The organism is Ensifer sp. YR511 (assembly GCF_900103045.1).
GTDB lineage: Bacteria > Pseudomonadota > Alphaproteobacteria > Rhizobiales > Rhizobiaceae > Ensifer > Ensifer adhaerens.
In genome coordinates this window covers 19,036-36,130 of the sequence record NZ_FNGR01000043.1, presented here as the reverse complement: position 1 = coordinate 36,130, position 17,095 = coordinate 19,036, and the positions used below count along the sequence as shown (strand labels likewise).

18 protein-coding genes are annotated in these 17,095 nt (G+C 60.9%); 6 read left to right on the top strand and 12 right to left on the bottom strand.

Features of this window, described 5'->3' with window-relative positions; genetic code table 11:
* Nucleotides 1–55: 55 nt before the first annotated feature.
* Nucleotides 56–604 carry a carboxymuconolactone decarboxylase family protein gene (locus BLU15_RS35045; protein ID WP_090301747.1) on the bottom strand — a complete coding sequence of 183 codons (549 nt, stop codon included), beginning with the start codon at nucleotides 602–604 and terminating at the stop codon, nucleotides 56–58.
* A gap of 210 nt (nucleotides 605–814) precedes the next feature.
* On the bottom strand, nucleotides 815–1,471 hold the full coding sequence (locus BLU15_RS35035; protein WP_090301743.1) for a MarR family winged helix-turn-helix transcriptional regulator: 657 nt from the start codon (nucleotides 1,469–1,471) through the stop codon (nucleotides 815–817).
* A gap of 150 nt (nucleotides 1,472–1,621) precedes the next feature.
* Here BLU15_RS35035 and BLU15_RS35030 point away from each other — a divergent pair, with 150 nt between their 5' ends.
* The 4 genes from BLU15_RS35030 to BLU15_RS35015 all read left to right on the top strand — a co-directional run bounded on the left by BLU15_RS35030 (nucleotide 1,622) and on the right by BLU15_RS35015 (nucleotide 5,707).
* A complete protein-coding gene (locus tag BLU15_RS35030) occupies nucleotides 1,622–2,068 on the top strand; it encodes a pseudoazurin (RefSeq protein WP_090301740.1) in 447 nt (148 codons plus the stop codon).
* A 116-nt stretch (nucleotides 2,069–2,184) separates the two neighbouring features.
* Complete coding sequence (locus BLU15_RS35025) at nucleotides 2,185–2,721, top strand: MgtC/SapB family protein (protein WP_090301739.1); 537 nt, start codon at nucleotides 2,185–2,187, stop codon at nucleotides 2,719–2,721.
* Between the two features lie 274 nt (nucleotides 2,722–2,995).
* Nucleotides 2,996–4,879 carry a patatin-like phospholipase family protein gene (locus BLU15_RS35020; protein WP_090301737.1) on the top strand — a complete coding sequence of 628 codons (1,884 nt, stop codon included), beginning with the start codon at nucleotides 2,996–2,998 and terminating at the stop codon, nucleotides 4,877–4,879.
* A gap of 366 nt (nucleotides 4,880–5,245) precedes the next feature.
* On the top strand, nucleotides 5,246–5,707 hold the full coding sequence (locus BLU15_RS35015; RefSeq protein ID WP_034802042.1) for a hypothetical protein: 462 nt from the start codon (nucleotides 5,246–5,248) through the stop codon (nucleotides 5,705–5,707).
* A gap of 97 nt (nucleotides 5,708–5,804) precedes the next feature.
* On the opposite strand, the gene ppk2 is transcribed toward BLU15_RS35015, so the two are convergent.
* The 5 genes from ppk2 to BLU15_RS34990 form a co-directional block, all read right to left on the bottom strand.
* Entirely contained in the window at nucleotides 5,805–6,659 is an 855-nt protein-coding gene (gene ppk2, locus BLU15_RS35010) for a polyphosphate kinase 2 (protein WP_060520555.1), read from the bottom strand.
* Nucleotides 6,646–8,409 carry a SulP family inorganic anion transporter gene (locus BLU15_RS35005; protein ID WP_060520554.1) on the bottom strand — a complete coding sequence of 588 codons (1,764 nt, stop codon included), beginning with the start codon at nucleotides 8,407–8,409 and terminating at the stop codon, nucleotides 6,646–6,648. The genes ppk2 and BLU15_RS35005 overlap by 14 nt, the downstream gene beginning before the upstream one ends.
* Nucleotides 8,410–8,659: 250 nt before the next feature.
* Complete coding sequence (locus BLU15_RS35000) at nucleotides 8,660–9,130, bottom strand: BA14K family protein (protein ID WP_034802004.1); 471 nt, start codon at nucleotides 9,128–9,130, stop codon at nucleotides 8,660–8,662.
* A 100-nt stretch (nucleotides 9,131–9,230) separates the two neighbouring features.
* On the bottom strand, nucleotides 9,231–9,719 hold the full coding sequence (locus BLU15_RS34995; protein ID WP_244546914.1) for a hypothetical protein: 489 nt from the start codon (nucleotides 9,717–9,719) through the stop codon (nucleotides 9,231–9,233).
* Between the two features lie 89 nt (nucleotides 9,720–9,808).
* On the bottom strand, nucleotides 9,809–10,774 hold the full coding sequence (locus BLU15_RS34990; protein WP_090301734.1) for an alpha/beta fold hydrolase: 966 nt from the start codon (nucleotides 10,772–10,774) through the stop codon (nucleotides 9,809–9,811).
* 101 nt (nucleotides 10,775–10,875) lie between these two features.
* Here BLU15_RS34990 and BLU15_RS34985 point away from each other — a divergent pair, with 101 nt between their 5' ends.
* Entirely contained in the window at nucleotides 10,876–11,334 is a 459-nt protein-coding gene (locus BLU15_RS34985) for an RrF2 family transcriptional regulator (RefSeq protein WP_090301732.1), read from the top strand.
* A gap of 197 nt (nucleotides 11,335–11,531) precedes the next feature.
* Here the strand turns inward: BLU15_RS34985 and BLU15_RS34980 are convergent, their stop codons facing one another.
* The 5 genes from BLU15_RS34980 to msrA all read right to left on the bottom strand — a co-directional run bounded on the left by BLU15_RS34980 (nucleotide 11,532) and on the right by msrA (nucleotide 15,520).
* On the bottom strand, nucleotides 11,532–12,416 hold the full coding sequence (locus tag BLU15_RS34980; protein ID WP_034802010.1) for a DMT family transporter: 885 nt from the start codon (nucleotides 12,414–12,416) through the stop codon (nucleotides 11,532–11,534).
* A 156-nt stretch (nucleotides 12,417–12,572) separates the two neighbouring features.
* Nucleotides 12,573–12,923, bottom strand: a complete 351-nt coding sequence (locus tag BLU15_RS34975; RefSeq protein ID WP_060520550.1) for a ribbon-helix-helix domain-containing protein — start codon at nucleotides 12,921–12,923, stop codon at nucleotides 12,573–12,575.
* 24 nt (nucleotides 12,924–12,947) lie between these two features.
* Entirely contained in the window at nucleotides 12,948–13,544 is a 597-nt protein-coding gene (locus tag BLU15_RS34970) for a DJ-1/PfpI family protein (RefSeq protein WP_034802015.1), read from the bottom strand.
* 101 nt (nucleotides 13,545–13,645) lie between these two features.
* On the bottom strand, nucleotides 13,646–14,872 hold the full coding sequence (locus BLU15_RS34965; RefSeq protein ID WP_090301730.1) for a bifunctional alpha/beta hydrolase/OsmC family protein: 1,227 nt from the start codon (nucleotides 14,870–14,872) through the stop codon (nucleotides 13,646–13,648).
* Nucleotides 14,873–15,013: 141 nt separating this feature from the next.
* A complete protein-coding gene (gene msrA, locus BLU15_RS34960; protein ID WP_090301728.1) occupies nucleotides 15,014–15,520 on the bottom strand; it encodes a peptide-methionine (S)-S-oxide reductase MsrA in 507 nt (168 codons plus the stop codon).
* A gap of 757 nt (nucleotides 15,521–16,277) precedes the next feature.
* On the opposite strand from msrA, the gene BLU15_RS34955 reads away from it, so the two are divergent.
* On the top strand, nucleotides 16,278–16,949 hold the full coding sequence (locus BLU15_RS34955) for a response regulator (protein WP_060520546.1): 672 nt from the start codon (nucleotides 16,278–16,280) through the stop codon (nucleotides 16,947–16,949).
* Nucleotides 16,950–17,095: the final 146 nt, after the last annotated feature.

The following is a 17,095-nucleotide window of genomic DNA, read 5'->3' as shown; positions in this document are numbered from 1 at the left end:
ATCTCCAAGACGGCCGGGCGAACGCTCGTCGCCCGGCCTTTGCGACATGTGCGGATCAGGCGGCTTCGCGAACGAGCTTCACGCCGGGGAAGTCGACCGGAACGGCAAGCGCGACGTTGATGTAGTTGGTGAACAGGTTGAGCGCGACATGCGCGATGATCTCGACGACGTCCTCGTCATCGAAGCCGGCGTCGCGCAAGGTGCGCACATCCGCGTCGGATACCTGTCCGCGCGCCTCGACGAGCTTCTGAGCAAAGGTAAGGGCCGCAGCCGTCTTCGGATCGGAGGACTTGCCGTGCTGCGCTGCCGTCATCTCCTCGGCGGTCGCGCCGGCCTTGCGGCCAAGTGCGGTGTGCGCCGCCAGGCAATAGTGGCAATCGTTGCGATCCGCGACGGCAACGGCGATCTGCTCGCCGAGCTTGGCGCCGAGGCGTCCCTTGCCGAGCGCGCCGAAGGAGCCCCACATGCTGGCAAGGGCCGCCGGTGAACTGGCGACGGCGCGGAACATGTTGGGTGCTACCCCGAAGGCGGAGCGGATTTCGCCAAGCAGTTCGGCGCTGGGGCCAGTTGCCGAAACGGGGTCGACTAGATTAATTCTGCTCATGGTTTTCTCTTTCTATTTGCTGGAGGGAGAAAATTGCCGGTCCGCCGATGGCAGTCGTCGGACCGGCGCCGACATCATCGTCTGTCCGCTTGCGACGCAGGAAACAGCGCTCGCGAATTCCGATGGTGAAGCTTGTGGCGAGGCGCCGGGGGGGAGCGACGCCTTCGGGACCGCCGGCATTGGCGCCGGCGGCTGGATCGTTTCGCATGATCAGACCGTCTCGCGATTGTAGAGACGCCAGGCCGCCCTTTGTGCTTCGGGTTCTGCCGTTTCGTATTCGCCGCAATCGACGCGCAGTTCCGCCGGTCCGAACGCAGCATCGACGAACGCGCAGTGATGCGGCGCCTTCGGGTCGTCATAGACATGCGGCCGGAAGTATCGACAGTTGACGCACATGCGCTGTTCCGGGATGGCGCCAGCCGCCTGCAGACCACGGATGATCTTGACGAGATGCATGAGCAGATCCTGCTGCTCCAGCCTCGAAAGCGAAGCGATGGCATCCTCCGTGGCCGATGCGAGCCGCCCCGCCTGTCGTACTGCGTCCTCGCCGGCCGGCGTGGTGGCAACCGAAAGGGCGCGCGCGTCGCTCGGATCCGGCCGCTTCTCGACCAGCCCCTTGCGCAAGAGCGCGTTGACCGAGTCCGTCGTCGTCGGCTGGCTGACGCCGAGATAACCGGCGATCTGTTTTACCCGCATTCCGCCGCGTCTACGGGCAACCAGGAAGGTCAGGATCTGCAATTGCGTCGGATTGAGGCCGATCGCTTCCGCACTCGACCAGGCCTCCGTGCGCATGGCCGTCGCTACGCGGGAAAGGCCGTCGCCGATACGGTCGATCAGGGGCGGTGTCGTGTCAGGTTCCTTGCTCATGCGGTCGTTAATATAGGAATCCTATGTATTGTCAATGCCGACAAAAAAGCGGCGCGAATTTGACGCGCATCAAAGTGGAGGGGGCGTCTCAGGCTTAATCCTCTTCTCGAACAACCCGAGCACGGGCTGGTCGCTCAAATGGAGAAGACGATGTTGAATGCAATCAAGAGCGGATTTGGTATCGCGATCGCGGCAATGCTGGTCGCCGCACCGGCAGCCGCCGCGGACTTCGAAGTGCACATGCTGAACAAGGGCAAGGACGGCGCGATGGTTTTCGAGCCGGCGTCGCTGAAGGTTGCGCCTGGCGACGCGGTCACCTTCATCCCGACCGACAAGGGACATAACGTCGAAACCATCAAGGGCATGATCCCCGATGGCGCCGAGGCTTTCAAAAGCAAGATCAATGAAAACTACAAGGTGACTTTCACGGCGCCGGGCGTCTACGGCGTAAAGTGCACGCCGCACTACGGCATGGGCATGGTCGGCGTCGTTCAGGTCGGCGATGCGCCGGCCAACCTGGAAGCGGTCAAGGGAGCGAAGAACCCGAAGAAGGCTCAGGAACGCCTGGACGCAGCCCTCGCGGCGCTCGGTAACTAAGCGACTTCTAGCGCTTCGGAGCGGGGTGGGGACAGGCCGCTCCTGGCGTCTGCGCACTGGGTGAGGCGCGGGCGCCATCATGCGGAACCAATGCGAAGCATTCGCGTTGGTTCCGCATGGATCAGATCACTGCCGAATTGTTTCCGCCATCACAAATTTCCTATCCGGTCATTTTTGCGCGCATCGTTGGGGCGCTGCTGATGGGCGCGCTCATCGGCTTCGAGCGCGAGGTCAAGGCACGACCAGCCGGCCTCAAGACCCATATGCTCGTCTGCCTCGCAGCCTGCACCTTCGGCATCATCTCGATCGAAAGCGTCCGCCTCGGCGGCTTCTTCGACGAACGCGTCCGCATCGATCCTCTGCGCGTGGTGGAGGCGGTCACAGCCGGTGTCGCCTTTCTTGCAGCCGGCACAATCGTCTTGTCTCGCGGCGAGGTTCAGGGCCTGACGACCGGGGCCAGCCTCTGGCTTGCCGGCGCGATCGGCATTTCGGTCGGCTTCGGCCATTGGATCGTTGCCGGCCTGGCGGTCGGTTCCGCCTTCGCCGTTCTCACCATCATCGGCTACTTCGAAGCCAAGGCCGTGCGACACCAAAAGCCTGACGTGGAGCCGGAGGGTAAGGCGAGCGACGAGGGCGGCAAGAAGCAAGCCTAACGATAGGTTTGCGATAGTCCTGAGCGCCGTCTCGAGTCTTAGGGTAATACCCTGCCGTCTCAGGCTAGGTGCAACGCAATGCTAATATGCATGGAAAGGTTGCATCTCGCTGGCGCCCTCGACCCGGCGTCGCTGTCGTGTCTTCAGGGGCGAGCCCATCTGTTTATGGTCCGGTGAAGGCCGCCTGCGCCATATGGCGTGGCGAGGAAATGTGTTCGGCAATCCCGATCGAAACGGCTAAGCTCGTAAGCGGCCTGTTTCCAAGGAAGGTTCAATGGACGCCACCGGTTCCCTTGCTGCCAAGCTGTTGTCGGAGACCCTGATGTTCGACCAGACGTCATTGGCTGCGTTGGAAGCGTTGGCCGCCAATTCCGATCGCGGCATCGTGCGGCGTGGCGAGATCCTGGTCCGCCAAGGCGAGCCGTCGGACCGGTTTTTCGTGGTCCTGTCCGGCCGCTTTACCGTGCACCGGGATGACGTCTCCGACCCTATTGCCGAGATAGGGCAGGGCGAGCTCGTTGGCGAGGTCGGTTTCTTCGCCGGGCTGCCGCGCATGGCTACGGTCGTTGCTGCTCGCGATTCCATTGTTCTTTCGATCTGTGACCACCAGTTCGAAAAGGCGGCGAGTGCCCTGCCGAGCCTGCGCCAATCGGTCACCACGTTTCTGGCGCGACGGTTTGCCAAGCAGGCACCGGCTTCGCCGCATGCCAAGGGCGCCTGCCGGATAAGGACGCTCGCAATTGTTGCTGCCGGAAGCAGCCGGGTTTCTCCCCGCTTCATCGACCTGCTGCGCAAGGTTTTTTCCGGATCCACGCGCACGGCTTTCCTGGCGAGGGCCGACATCGAAGAGCGCTTTCCCGGCGTTCCGATCGATGATCAGCCGGTGCTGGACTGGCTCAACCAATTGGAAGCCAAGACCGGAGGCCTCGTCTACATCGCCGACGACGAACCAAGCGACTGGACGCGTGTCTGCATCCGCCAGGCCGATGGTGTCCTGTTGGTCGGCGACCCGTCCGGCTCTGCAAAACTCAGCCCGTCAGAGCAACTGGCGCTGTCCGTGCACTCGCCATCGAGCGTGCGGCTCGTTCTGGTGCATGACAAGCGCGCCGCAACGGTCGTCGGCACCAGCGGCTGGCTGAACGAGCGCCCCGGACTCCGGCAGCATCATCACGTGGCGCTCGAAGACATTGAGGATGTCGAGCGTTTGGTCCGCTTCATTGCCGGCGAGGCGAGGGGCTTTGTCGCAGCCGGCGGGGGCTCGCTCGGATGCGCGCATCTTGGCGTCCACAAGGCTTTTATCGAGGCCGGCGCCTCCTTCGACTATCTGGGAGGCACCAGTTCGGGAGCGGCGATGATGGCGGGCTTTGCCCGCGGCATGAACGCCGACGAGATCAATCGTGGGACGCACGAGATCTTCGTCCGCAGCCGCGCGTTCCGTCGCCTGACCGTGCCGCAATATGCGCTGCTGGATCACAAGGTGCTCGACCGCACCCTGCAGGCGGAATATGGCGACGTTCTTATCGAAGACCTCTGGCTGCCATTTTTCGCGCTGTCGACCAATCTCAGCACAGGGCAAGCGCATGTCCATCGCCGCGGAAAACTGTGGCAGGCCGTCAGGGCGTCGGGCTCGATCCCCGGCATACTGCCGCCCTTCTTCACGGCCGACGGTGACATGCTGGTCGACGGGGCGATCATGAACAATCTGCCACTGGAACAGATGAAGGAACTGAAGACAGGGCCGAACGTCGTCGTGAGCCTGGGTGGGGGCGGTCCGGGAAAACAACACATCGACTATGACAGTATTCCCGGCGCGTCCGAACTGACCGTTCGGTTGCTCAACCCCTTCGGCCGCTCGGGCTTGCCGAAAATCCCCAACCTGATCCAGGTCATTGCCGCAAGCATGCTGGCGCACCGGCCGCAGGAGATCGCTCTTGGGGAAAAGGACATCCTGATTTCCCCGCCGGTTTCAGCCGCGATCAGCTTTATGGATTGGAGCCGGCACTCCGAACTGTTCGCCGAAGCCTATCATTGGGCGAAATCATGGATTGGTGAGCGTATTGTCGAGAACGACCCGAGGATGGAAGCCATTTGTGGCCTGCCGGCTCGCTATGGCTCGCCGGAAACACATGGCAGCGCGCAGGCGCATTCCGCGCTCTAGGATGCGCCCTGTCTTCTGGGGCCTGACCGTTATGTAATGCCCGCGAGCGCGTTGAATGCGCAGGGATTTTCGACTGATCTTGCCGCCTCTGTTAAGTTGTCACTGTCCTCTTGCGGTTGTGGTATTTTAGGATAGCCTTGCATCGGGAGAGCCAGTCGCGGTTCTTTCGTTTTGCAGTGAAAAGACCAATGAATAGAGGGCCATCGGAGATATAGCGGCTCGCATTCGAAAATGTTTCGTCCCCGAATTGCACTGCCATTTGGGTTTCCTTGGATGTAACTGCGGGACGTCCCTGGTCATGTGATGCACGGAAGCCGTGTATCGCTTCGTCACAGAGCGCCCATTTGCTTGAAGTGGATCGACGTGATGTCTGACAACAAGAATGCCGGCGCACCTCCAAGTGCACAGGACCTCAGAATGCAGATGCTCCAGCGTGAAATGGACGAGATGGACAAGGAGCGGCGACTAAAATCCATCGAAGAGCAAAAGCTCGCCGACTTTGCCGCGGATTTTCTCAAGAAGCATGTAACGGAAGAGGAAATCGCCATCGTTCGCCGGCTGGTCGCGAACGCCGTGAAGGCCGGCAAGTTCGAAGCGATGGTCTACAGCTTCCCGTCCGAGCTTTGCACTGACAGCGGCCGCGCGATCAACAGCGGCGACCGGGATTGGCCGAACACGCTGCAGGGAAAAGCAAAAGAGTTCTTTGATCGCTATCAGGCCTTCGGCAAGCCAAGTGGCTACAAGTTGAAGGCGATGATCATCAACTTCCCGGGTGGCGTGCCCGGTGACGTCGGGTTCTTCTTGAACTGGGCTCCCGAAAAAGCCTGAGTACGACCGTCCCGGCGTCGCATCGCGTTGTCACGCTGCGGCCCGTCCCCGATCGAAAGTGTTCAAAGCCCGCACCTTTGGTGCGGGCTTTTCAGTCTTATAAAACGTCGGGCACGTTTCTACGCACGTGGTCGTCCGCAGCAAAGTCATCCGGCCGTTTCTGGCGCTTGCCGAGATCGGGCTCCGAGAATTTCACGCGCTCGTATGGGATCGACGAGAGAATGTGCGAGATGCAGTTGATGCGGGCACGCTTCTTGTCATCCGACGGTACGATCCACCAGGGCGCGAAATCGGTGTCCGTCATACGGATCATCTCGTTGTAGGCGCGGGTATAATCCCACCAGCGGCGATAGGATTCGACGTCCATCGGGCTGAGCTTCCACTGGCGCAGCGGATCGGCAATGCGCTGCCGGAAGCGCTTTTCCTGCTCCTTCTCGCTGACGTCGAGGAAGTATTTGAGCAGGATGATGCCGCTTTCGACCATGGCCGCTTCGAAACGCGGCGCGAGCTCGAGAAAGCGTCGGGCACTGTCATCCGAGCAGAAACCCATAACGCGCTCGACGCCGGGGCGGTTGTACCAGGAGCGATCGAAGATCACGATCTCGCCAGCGGCGGGCAGGTGTTGGATATAGCGCTGCATGTAGATCTGCGACTTCTCGCGGTCGGTCGGCGCCGGCAGCGCGGTCACGCGGAAGACGCGTGGGCTGACACGCTCGGTCAGCCGCTTGATCACGCCGCCCTTGCCGGCCGCATCGCGGCCTTCGAAGACGATGACGATGCGCGCGCCTGTTTTCTTCACCCAGGCCTGCAGATGGGCGGTTTCCTGCTGCAGCCGGGCGAGCTCCTTGGCATAGCCCTCGGATGACAAGTCGTCCGAAGTCGTCGCGTCGGCGGCTATTTCGCCTTCGCTCTTGTCTTTGCCCTTTTTCTTCTTGCCGTCATGCTTGCCCATTTTTCCCTCCCGTTCGGACATGGTCATCTGGCTTGATCTCGATAGAACCGGTCGGCTGACCGTCGTTCCGCCCGTACTTGGTCTCGTAAGCGTCGAGCGCATCTTCCATTCCCTCGAAGATCATACCCGGGCCGATCTTCTCGACGACCCCGGAGCGCTCGAGCAGGGCGCGCGCATCGGTATGCAACTCGGCCAGGCCGAGCGTGACGCCGCGGTTCTTCAGGTCGCTCTGCAACTCTCCAAGCATGTCCGCGGCGGTGCTGTCGATTTGCGGGATGGCGCTCGCATCGATCACCAGCCAGCGAGTAGGTTTCGGCAGGCTCTCGGCGATCACCTCGAGGCGCTCGCGGACGTAATCGGCGTTATAGAAAAGCAGACTATCTTGAACCATGCAGGCACCGAAGCCTGGAACCGGGCGTGCCTCGGTCATGCGATGCAGCTTGTAGAAGCCGTCGCGCCCGGGGATGCGGCCCAGCATCGCGTCGTGCGGATACATGGTCTGCAAGATGAGGTACACCAGTGTTGCAGCGATGGCGATGACCACGCCGTTCAGCACGCCGAGGCCGATCGGTCCCCAAAGGGCAATCAGCGCGAAAATGAACTCGATGCGGTTGACGGTCCAGATCCGTCTGAGGCCGTCGATGTCGATCAGGCTGAGCGCCGTTGCCGCAAGGATCGCCCCGAGCGCGGCGACCGGCAGAATGCGAAGGACGTCACCAAGAAAGAGCAGCACCACCATCAGGGTCCCTGCCGCAACGAGGCTCGCGATCTGCGAACGCCCACCCACGGCGAAGTTCACGGCCGTGCGTGAATCCGAGGCGGTCACCGGAAACGTCCCGAACAGTCCTGCCGCAATGTTGGCGGCGCCGAAGCCGCTCAGTTCACGGTTCGGATCGACGCGGTAGCCGCCGAGCGCCGCAAAGCTGCGCGCTGCGATGACGCCGGAACCGAAACTGACGAGGAAGATTGCCGCGCCGCCGGTCAGCAATCCATCGATCGGCAGACCCTCGAGACGAGGCAGGACGAAGGTCGGCAAGCCGTCGGGAATGTTGCCGACGACCGTCATGCCGCGCCCTTCGAAGTCGAAGAGATATGACAACAACACCGCGACGAAGACGACGATAACAGGACCTGGAACGGGTGAGCGATAGAAGCGGGCGACCTGCAGCAGCGCAAAACACGCCAAGGCAAACACCAGAGTGGGCCAGTGGATGGAGCCGGCCTGCCTCAGAAGTTCGAGAATAGGGCTGATCAGCCCGTCCGACTCGATCTGGACGCCGGTGACGCGCTTGATCTGTCCAACCAGAATCGAGAGGGAAATTCCAGCAAAGAAGCCTGTGAGGATCGGGCGCGAAAGAAAGGTCGCGAGCACGCCGAGACGGACGAGGCGTGCAATCAGGCAGAGGATGCCGACGATGAGGGCCAGCAGGGCCGCCGCCGTTACGCGGTCAGCGCCACCGGCAGAGGAGGCGAATACCGTCGTTAGCACGGCCGCCAGCACCGTCATCGTCGCCGCATCCGGTCCGACGATGAGTTGCCGCGACGGACCGAAAAGGGCGTAGGCGACAAGCGGCGTGATGCTCGCATAAAGGCCCGTCTCGGGCGGCAGCCCGGCGATGGCGGGATAGGCGATGGCGCTCGGCAATCCGACCGCGGCAATGGCGACGCCTGCGGAAATGTCACTGCGCAACCAACTTCCCTGATACCCCTTAAGGTTGTCCAGAAGCGGCAGGCGAGGCAGGTTCAGCATGCTGACGGTCCCCGGGGGCACAGCCCTCTTAAAGTGCTCTAAACGCTACAAATCAGGCTGCGCGGGAAGCGCAAACAATGCACTCTACCATTGCGTACATTAGGGTTGCAAAACTTTCCTTTCATCGGCTTCGACAAAAAGAATAAAAGTTGCAGACAATTAGAGGTGGCCTGCCGCGTCGATCCGGCAAGCGCCGGACCGAGGGATCTGCACGAAGTCATGAATCCCGTGTCAGCCGGGCGTCAACGCTTCAGTAGTAGGGGGAGACACACGCCTGGCGCGGACCGTAATACGGCTGGAACGTGTCGTCATAGGCCCTGTAGGACCTGTAACGAGCGTAGCACCAGCGGGTGTGCGCGCTGCCTCCATAATAGGTTTGGCGATAGTAGCGCGGCGCATAGTAACGCGGGGCGGAATAGGTCGGGCCGTAATAGCCTTCGTCATAATAGCCCGGGCCATAGTAGCGAGGCTGCGCGAGCAGCCCGCCGATGATCGCGCCGGTTGCCAATCCGCCGAGCGCCCACGCCCAGTCATCGCCACCGCCGTGGTGATGCCCGTGGTTGTAGCCGCCGTGATAGCCGCCGCCGTGGTGCCTGTACTGAACCGGTTGGACTTGAGATGCCTCGATCTCCGCCGTAACGGCTGGAGGAAATGCCATGGCCGGCGGAACACTCGTCGCTACCGCCGCCAGTGACAAGGCAAAGATTGCTAGCCTCTTCATTGGCTTCACCTTCTTTCCACCCCGCGCCCGATTATAGCGCGGAACCGGTTCGATAGCACTTCGTTTTCCAGGTGCTTCCGCCGCCCGACCAAGCGGCTGTCTATTTGACGACAGTCACGCTCAATACGCCTTCTTCGATCTTTCCGTCTTCATATGGGGAGCGAATGACAAGCCGGTCGCGACCGGTATAGCCTTGGTTCGGCGTATAGTAGGCGACGACGCCATTCACCTTGGTTGTCGCGCATTTTGACTGCTTGCCCACCAGTTTCGGATAGACCGCCTCGTGGACAATCTCCAGGTGGCCATGCTTGGGCTTCTCCGCAATCGTCATCGCCGGATAGTCGATCTGGCTGCAGTTATCGTCGATATGCCAGTTCTTGGCGACGAGCGTCTTCACCCCGCTGCGCGCCGTGATCGATAGCGCCTGCTGCCGGGAATCGTCGGAGGTTGTGGTGCAAGCCGACAAAGCGACAACGATTACGGGCAAAAAGAGAGATCGAAAGGTTTTCATGAGGAATCCTGAGAATACTTTAAGTTTGGATTTAAGTCTCATGAGGGCCCGGGCCGCACCCGTTTCATCGAGATGCACCCCTTGGATCCACACGTTTTGCGTGTGCGATCATGCATTTTTTGGTCTCGGGGGACAGGGGTGTCCTTCGCTCGTCGATCACGTGGCTTTCAAACATTCCGGGCAAACCGGATGAGAACCTCGTTCACGACATCGGGGCGCTCCTGCGGCAGCCAATGGCCGCTGCCGGGCACGATGATGCTTTCCTTGAGCTGCGGGACGAGGGGCGGCATTGCATCGACAATTTCGCGCATCCCGGGGATGGCGAGGCCCGTGTCGCGCTCGCCGACCATGAACAGGGCAGGAATTTCGACCTTTACGCCGGCGAAAGCGGCCTGCAGCTGCCAATTGCGATCGAGGTTTCGATAGTAGTTCAACCCTCCGCGAAAACCGGTCGTGGCAAAGGCGCTGATGTAGGTGTCGAGGTCTGCAGCGGTGAGCCAGTCGGGCATGCTGTCGGGCAGCGGCGCAAGCAGTCCATGCCGGCGCGATACCATGCCGAACGGATTGGGTGTCTGGTCTCCGGCCTGTCGCGCGCCCGCGTCGCCGGAAGCCGCAAAGAGGATCTTTCGCAGCGTCTGGCCGATGTCACGCTCCAGCTCCGCCTCGGCGACATCAGGCTCCTGGAAATAGAGCGTGTACAATTCTGCCTCGTCGGTCCGCGGGAAGATCCGGGTCGGCGGAACGGGCGGCTGGCCCATCATCGGCACGCTCATGGCGACGACGCCGCAGAAACGGTCGGGCCGCATCTGTGCCGCCTGCCAGGCAACGGTCGCGCCCCAGTCGTTACCGACGAGGATGGCCGTTGATAGGTCGAGGGCATCCAGCAGAGCAATCATGTCGCCGACGCTGTGAAACACGCTGTATTCGTCGACCGATGGAGGACATTCCGAGAGGCCGTAGCCGCGCATGTCAGGCGCGATCGCGCGAAAGCCCGCCTCCGCAAGTGCCGCTATCTGGTACCGCCAAGCATGGGAGGTCTCCGGGAAGCCATGGCAGAGCAGAACGGCCGGGCCGTTTCCCTGTTCGATAAAGCCCATGCGGATGGTTCGGGTCTGGATTGTCTGGGCCTGCATCTTCGTTCCTTCTCGACACTCTGATATCGTAATTGTATAAGTTACGGAAACAGGTGGCGTCAAGAGTGCGTAACTTATATTGTTACGCTATGGGGAGTCGAATGAAGCAAGACAGCCGGTTGGCGCGGATGATCCATGTGCTCATTCACATGGCACTGCTCGGGGGACGGGAGACGTCAGAGACCATCGCCAAGATGCTGAACACCAACCCGGTGGTTGTTCGCCGGACGATGGGGGCGTTGAAGCGCAAGGGTGTCGTCGGTTCCGAAGGCGGCCGGGGAGGGGGCTGGGCGCTTCTGCGGCCGCTTGAGGAGTTGACGGTGCTCGATGTGCAGCGGGCGCTGGATGATGGGCAGGTTCTGGCGGCAGGCGTGTCCGAGGACCATCCGACCTGCCCGGTGGAGCACGCAGCGAATGCGGCGCTGGTGGACGCCTTCGAAAAAGCGGAGCGGACCCTGCTGCAGGAGTTTGCCGAACTCAGGCTTTCAACGATTGCGGAGCGTGCGATGAAGGATGCTGCGGGGTCTCAGCGGGCAACGCACCTGGATCATCAAGCCTGAAGGCGCCACGCATGTGGGCGATGAGCCGGCGAAGCGGCAGGATCGAGCGAGCTTGTGGTCAGGCCCTTTCACCAAAAACTGAGCCGGCGGCTCTGCATGATCGTCCGGCAGGACAAGCGGCTTGATCTCGGCCTTCGAAAGACGCTGGCTGCTCTCATATCGCTGGCGGCGCCTGAGCGGCCGGTCAGCGAGCAGGACTAGGCGCGCGATACCGACGACCGTCTCGCCAGCTGATGCTCGCGCCAGATCGTGAAGAGACCGGCGCCTACGACGATGAGCGCGCCGACGATCATGTTGTGAGTGATCGTCTCGCCGAAGAGCATGACGGCGAAGATCACATTGAGGACCAGCTGGAAATAGGTAACGGGCTGGACTTCGGCTGCCGGCAGCAGTCCGTAGGCTTTGATGAGGAAAAAGTGACTGAGGGTGCCACAGACGCAAAGCGCGGCAAGGGCAAACCAATCGGACGGCACCACCTCTGTCCAGTAGAACGGGCCGACCAGCGAGATCGCCACGGCGCCGACAACACCGGCATAAAAGAGGCTCGTGACGGCCGAATCCTCGCGACTGACGGCGCGGGTGGCAATGCTGTAAAGCGCGAAAAGCACGGAGGCTGCGAGCGGCAGAAGCAGCGACATGTCGAAGTGCACGTTGACGGGATTGATGATCACCAGAACGCCGATCAGACCGATCAGAATGGCCGCACCGCGCCGCCATCCCACGGTCTCCCCGAGAAGAGGGATCGAGAGGATGGTGATGATCAGTGGTGTCGCCTGAAAGATCGACTGGCTCATGGCGAGCCCGGCGTGAACGTAGGAAATGACGATGACGACGATTTCGGCGACGAGCAGCAGGCCTCGCACGACCTGCAGCCAGGGATGGCGCGTGTGAGCGGTCTTGCGAAGTCCACCCGATGACGAGGCGGCGAAAGCGAACACGAAGAGCGCAAACGCCCAGAATCGGATCATCGTGATGAACAAAGCGGGGTAGCGGTCGCCAAGATACTTGGTGATGGCGTCCTGGCCAGCAAAGATGCAAATGGCAAGGAAGGCAAACAGATAACCGCGGGTCTTGGGGCTCATTGCACTACAAACTCAGAATCGCTGGCCCCCTGAATAGCATAGTCTTGTCGCCGGGGCTTGAACCAAACGACTTTGGTTTGATGATCCTGGATCCGCGGCAGCAGACGGGCGCGCCGAGCCGGGACTGCCCCCGCGAAGGGGGCAGCCTGCCTCAGCTCAATGATATTTTTCCTGCTCGCGCGTGAGGATCGCCGGAGCGTTCAGACCGGCGATCGGTTGGTTGACATCCGTCGGAATGTCGCCTGACAGCTGCAGGTCGAGATAGCGCGCGCAGCAGACCCTCAGGAATGATGTGAAGTTCCCGAGATCATGCCCGGCATCGATGGACTCGTGGTGCAGCTTGGTGATCAGCTGCGTGACGTTCATACGATCGCGCCGCGCGATCTCCTCAAGCTTCGACCAGAAGAAGTTCTCCAGCCGGACGCTCGTCACCATGCCATCGATGCGCAGCGACCGGGTGGTGCTCTCCCAGAGCCGCGCATCCGCCTTTATGAACAACTCGCACATCTCGCCCCTCCCGTGGCTGCCTTCTCAGGCGGCGTCCGTTTGTAGCAGGGCCGAGGCGTCGAGCACAGCCATGAATTGGCGCAGCCACGACGGATGGGCGGGCCACGCCGGCGCGGTAACGAGGTTGCCGTCGGCGACCGCGTCGCTGATCGCGATATCCGCATAAATGCCGCCGGCAAGTTCGACCTCCGGACGGCACGCCGGGTAGGCCGAACAGGTGCGGCCCTTCAACACGCCGGCCGCCGCCAGCAATTGTGCGCCGTGGCAGATGGCCGCCACCGGTTTTCCCGCCGCGAAGAAATGCTGGACAGCCTTGATGACATCCGGGTTGAGACGCAGATATTCGGGCGCGCGACCGCCGGGTATGACCAGCGCGTCGTAATCTTCAGCGCGGATGGCGGAGAAGGTGGCGTTGAGCGCAAAATTATGGCCGCGCTTTTCGGAATAGGTCTGGTCGCCTTCGAAATCATGGATCGCGGTCGCAACCGTCTCGCCGGCATTCTTGCCGGGGCAGACGGCATGCACCGTGTGGCCGCAGGCAAGCAAGGTCTGAAACGGAACCATCGTTTCATAGTCTTCGGTGAAATCACCGGTGATCATCAGAATTTTCGAGTTTGCCATTTGTTTCCTCCCAAAAAACAATGGGCGGAGCTTAGCAATCCGGCTGAGGCAACGGGTACTAGCGGAATACTACAATGGAAAATTCCGGGCAGGGCCGCGGACTATTTCACGGCCGTCGTTATCTTGGCGATCCCTTCCAGAGTGCGATGGACCGGGCACTTGTCGGCAATCTCGGCGATCTTGGAGCGAAGCTCGTCTGTGACCTCGCCCTCGATCGCTATGACCCGCTCGAACCGGTCGATCTTCCCGCTGTCGGCGCGCTCCGTTGCGGCGCAGTCTTCGCAATCCCGCGCATGGATCTTGGAATGCGAGACCTCCACCTTGATGCGCCCGAGTGGCAGCTTCTTGTGGTCGGCGTAAAGGCGCAGCGTCATGGAGGTACAGGCGGCAAGCCCGATCGACAGGTAGTCATAGGGCGATGGCCCGGAATCGAACCCGCCGACGCTTTGCGGCTCGTCGGCAAAGAGGCGATGCCTGCCGGCTTGAACCGAATTCTGAAATTTGCCTTCGCCCGTTTCCGTCACCTGGACCTGTTCCGCCGGCTCCGTGCCCTGCGGACTGTCGGCCACGAGATAGCGGCTCAGCCACTCCGCAATCACCCGGGCGGCGTAGGCGGCATCGGCAGGATCGGTGAGCAGATGGTCGGCCTTGTCCAGCGAAACGAAGCTCTTCGGATGTTTGGCCGCATGGAAGAGGTCGCTGGCGTTTTCGATGCCGACCGTTTGATCCAGCGGCGCGTGGAGAATGAGAACGGGTTTCCTGAGCGTCGCCACAGCCTCATGAAGGCGCTGGGCGCAAGCGTCGTCGACGAACTGTTTCTTGATCAGGAATTTGCGACCGGCAAGATCGACTTCGGCGGCACCACTTTCCTCTATTTCCTTGAGGCTCGCTCCGAAGTTCTTGAGCACATGGCCGACGTCCGCGGGTGCGCCGATCGTGGCCACGGCGCGGACTTCCGGAATTTCGTTGGCAACCGCAAAGACGGCTGCACCGCCAAGCGAATGGCCAATCAGGAGCGACGGCGCCTCGAAGTGCAGCCGTAGATAGTCGGCGGCCGAACGAAGATCCGCGATGTTGGACGAAAAGTTGGTCGAGGCGAACTCGCCCTCGCTTGATCCGAGGCCGGTGAAATCGAAGCGCAGGACCGCGATCCCTTCGCGCGCGAGTTCGGCCGAGATCTGACGCGCCGCCGCCAGATCCTTGGAGCAGGTGAAGCAGTGGGCGAAAATCGCATAGGCCCGCACCGGGCCGTTTGGAAGGTCGAGTCTGGCGCCAAGGGTAGCGCCGGAATGGCCGGTAAATTCAAGTCGTTGACTATTGAAGTTCATGTGATGCTTCCAGGAAGGAGAACAATCATCCCAAGGTCGCAACGACTGTCCTGAATTCGAATGATGCGGCCGGCGTCCATGTCCGCCGAACCTGGCGGCTGCATGCGGACACGGTTCGCCAGACGCTCGCCGGGGCGTTTGTTACTCCGCGGCGGACCGTCGCGTCAGCACCCAGTTCGGACGCGGGAAGTGGCAGGTATAGCCGTTCGGATAGCGCTCCAGGTAATCCTGGTGCTCCGGCTCCGCCTGCCAGAAGTCGCCGACGGGTTCCAGTTCCGTCACTACCTTGCCCGGCCACAGGCCAGAGGCTTCCACATCCGCAATGGTGTCCTCGGCAATGCGCTTCTGTTCGTCATCGACGTAGTAGATCGCCGAACGATAGGAGGTGCCGATGTCGTTGCCCTGACGGTTTTTCGTGGTGGGGTCGTGGATCTGGAAAAACAGCTCCAGAATCCGCCGATAGGAGGTCTTCGCCGGATCGTAGAATATCTCGATGCCCTCGGCATGGGTTCCGTGGTTGCGATAGGTCGCATTGGGCACGTCGCCGCCGGTATAGCCCACACGGGTGCCGGTGACGCCGGGGAGCCTGCGGATCAGATCCTGCATTCCCCAGAAGCAACCGCCGGCCAGAACAGCTCTCTCGGTCATTCAGATATCCTCCACCTGGTTCGTGAGCGCGTCTTCGCTTTTTCTCCCACTGGCTGCGGGCCAGCGCGGGAGATGGACTGTAATATAGGAACTCCTGCTGCCAAGATCAGGAGGGCGGTTCCAAATCCGCGTTTTGGCTCGGCACGTGTCGCGTTACCGGTGCCACTGCTTTAAAAGGCGATCGATGTCGCTCCCGGCAGCCGACGGGTCGTCGCCCGGCCGATCTGTCCGGTTCCCCCAACAATGGCGGCTCTGGGCATCACGAGATCCTTTGCGAGTTTTCCGCGTTTGACGACCCACAGTGTGAATGTCCGCTGCATTCCGCAGCCGGAAGGAAAGTAGCCAAAGCGCATTCAAATCTACCGTCATGCTGACGGCAAGGCCGCTGAGGACCGGCTTTGTGGCGACAGTTGCGCCAATCGGTGGGCAGGGGCTTTGTCGCCCTACTTCGGGCGGCGGAACTCCGTGTCGCGAGGAGGTTCAACCCCCTAAAATTAACCTATGTTTAAGCATGCGCTTTAAAATTGAGTTCTTCTGTAATAGTATTCGCGGCATGGGAGGGTGTGGGGCTCATTCGCGTCTTCTCTACCGAATGAACGAGGATGCGATGCGCTTTGTGTGATGCGCGGTCGTTTCTGTATGTATTGAATTTCGATCTCAAATGTATTCGTTCCTAGCTGCATAAATTTAACTGCGTAATATCTCTGCGATTTTGCAATGTGGGTTTTTTTAAGTATCTAATTGTGGGCTGGCTTCCATGTGTATTTCCGTGGCATTTGTCGATGATCACCCTATTCTTCTTGATGGTTTAATCAGTGTTTTTTCTGGTAAGAGCGATCTGGAGATCGTTGCGAAGGGCGAGAACGCGGTTGACGCTTTAAGAATTGTCGAAGATCATTCTCCGCGCGTGCTCGTACTCGATCTCAGCATGCCGGGGGATGCCGTTGCGGCCATCGAGTTGATTGCTCGAAAGTACCAGGGCACGCGCATCATCGTCTTCACGGCGAATTCAAGCATAGAAACGGCGATCCAGGTGCTGAACTACGGTGTTGCCGGCTATGTGCTCAAGGGCAGCAGGGCCAGCGATCTGCATCAGGCGATCCGCATGGTCTATGACGGTGAGACTTTCATCTCGGCGGGGTTTGCCACAAAGGTCATCATGGCGATGAAGACCGCGGAGATGCGCCGGCGCGAACAGGCGCAACAACGCCTCAGTCTTCGTGAAGAGCAGATCGTTCGGCATCTGATGCGCGGTAGCACCAATCGGGAGATCGCGCGCTGTCTCGATATCAGCGAAAAGACGGTCAAGCACTACATGAGCGTGCTCATGCAGAAGCTCGATGCCAGGAACCGCCTTGAAGTCGTGCTGGCCGCCCAGCGGCTCGACGTGATCCCGAAGGTTGCCGGCGAGCGCGAGCGGATCAACTAGAGAACGTCGCGCAAAAGTGCGCAGCGGTTTTGCGATAACGACATTCGACAAATCAATAATTCAACGCACCGAGCCAGTCTGAAAGATCGCGACGCCCTTTAGGGCATCCGGCGGCTGGTGAACCGGTGAACGGCCAGCAAATTCGT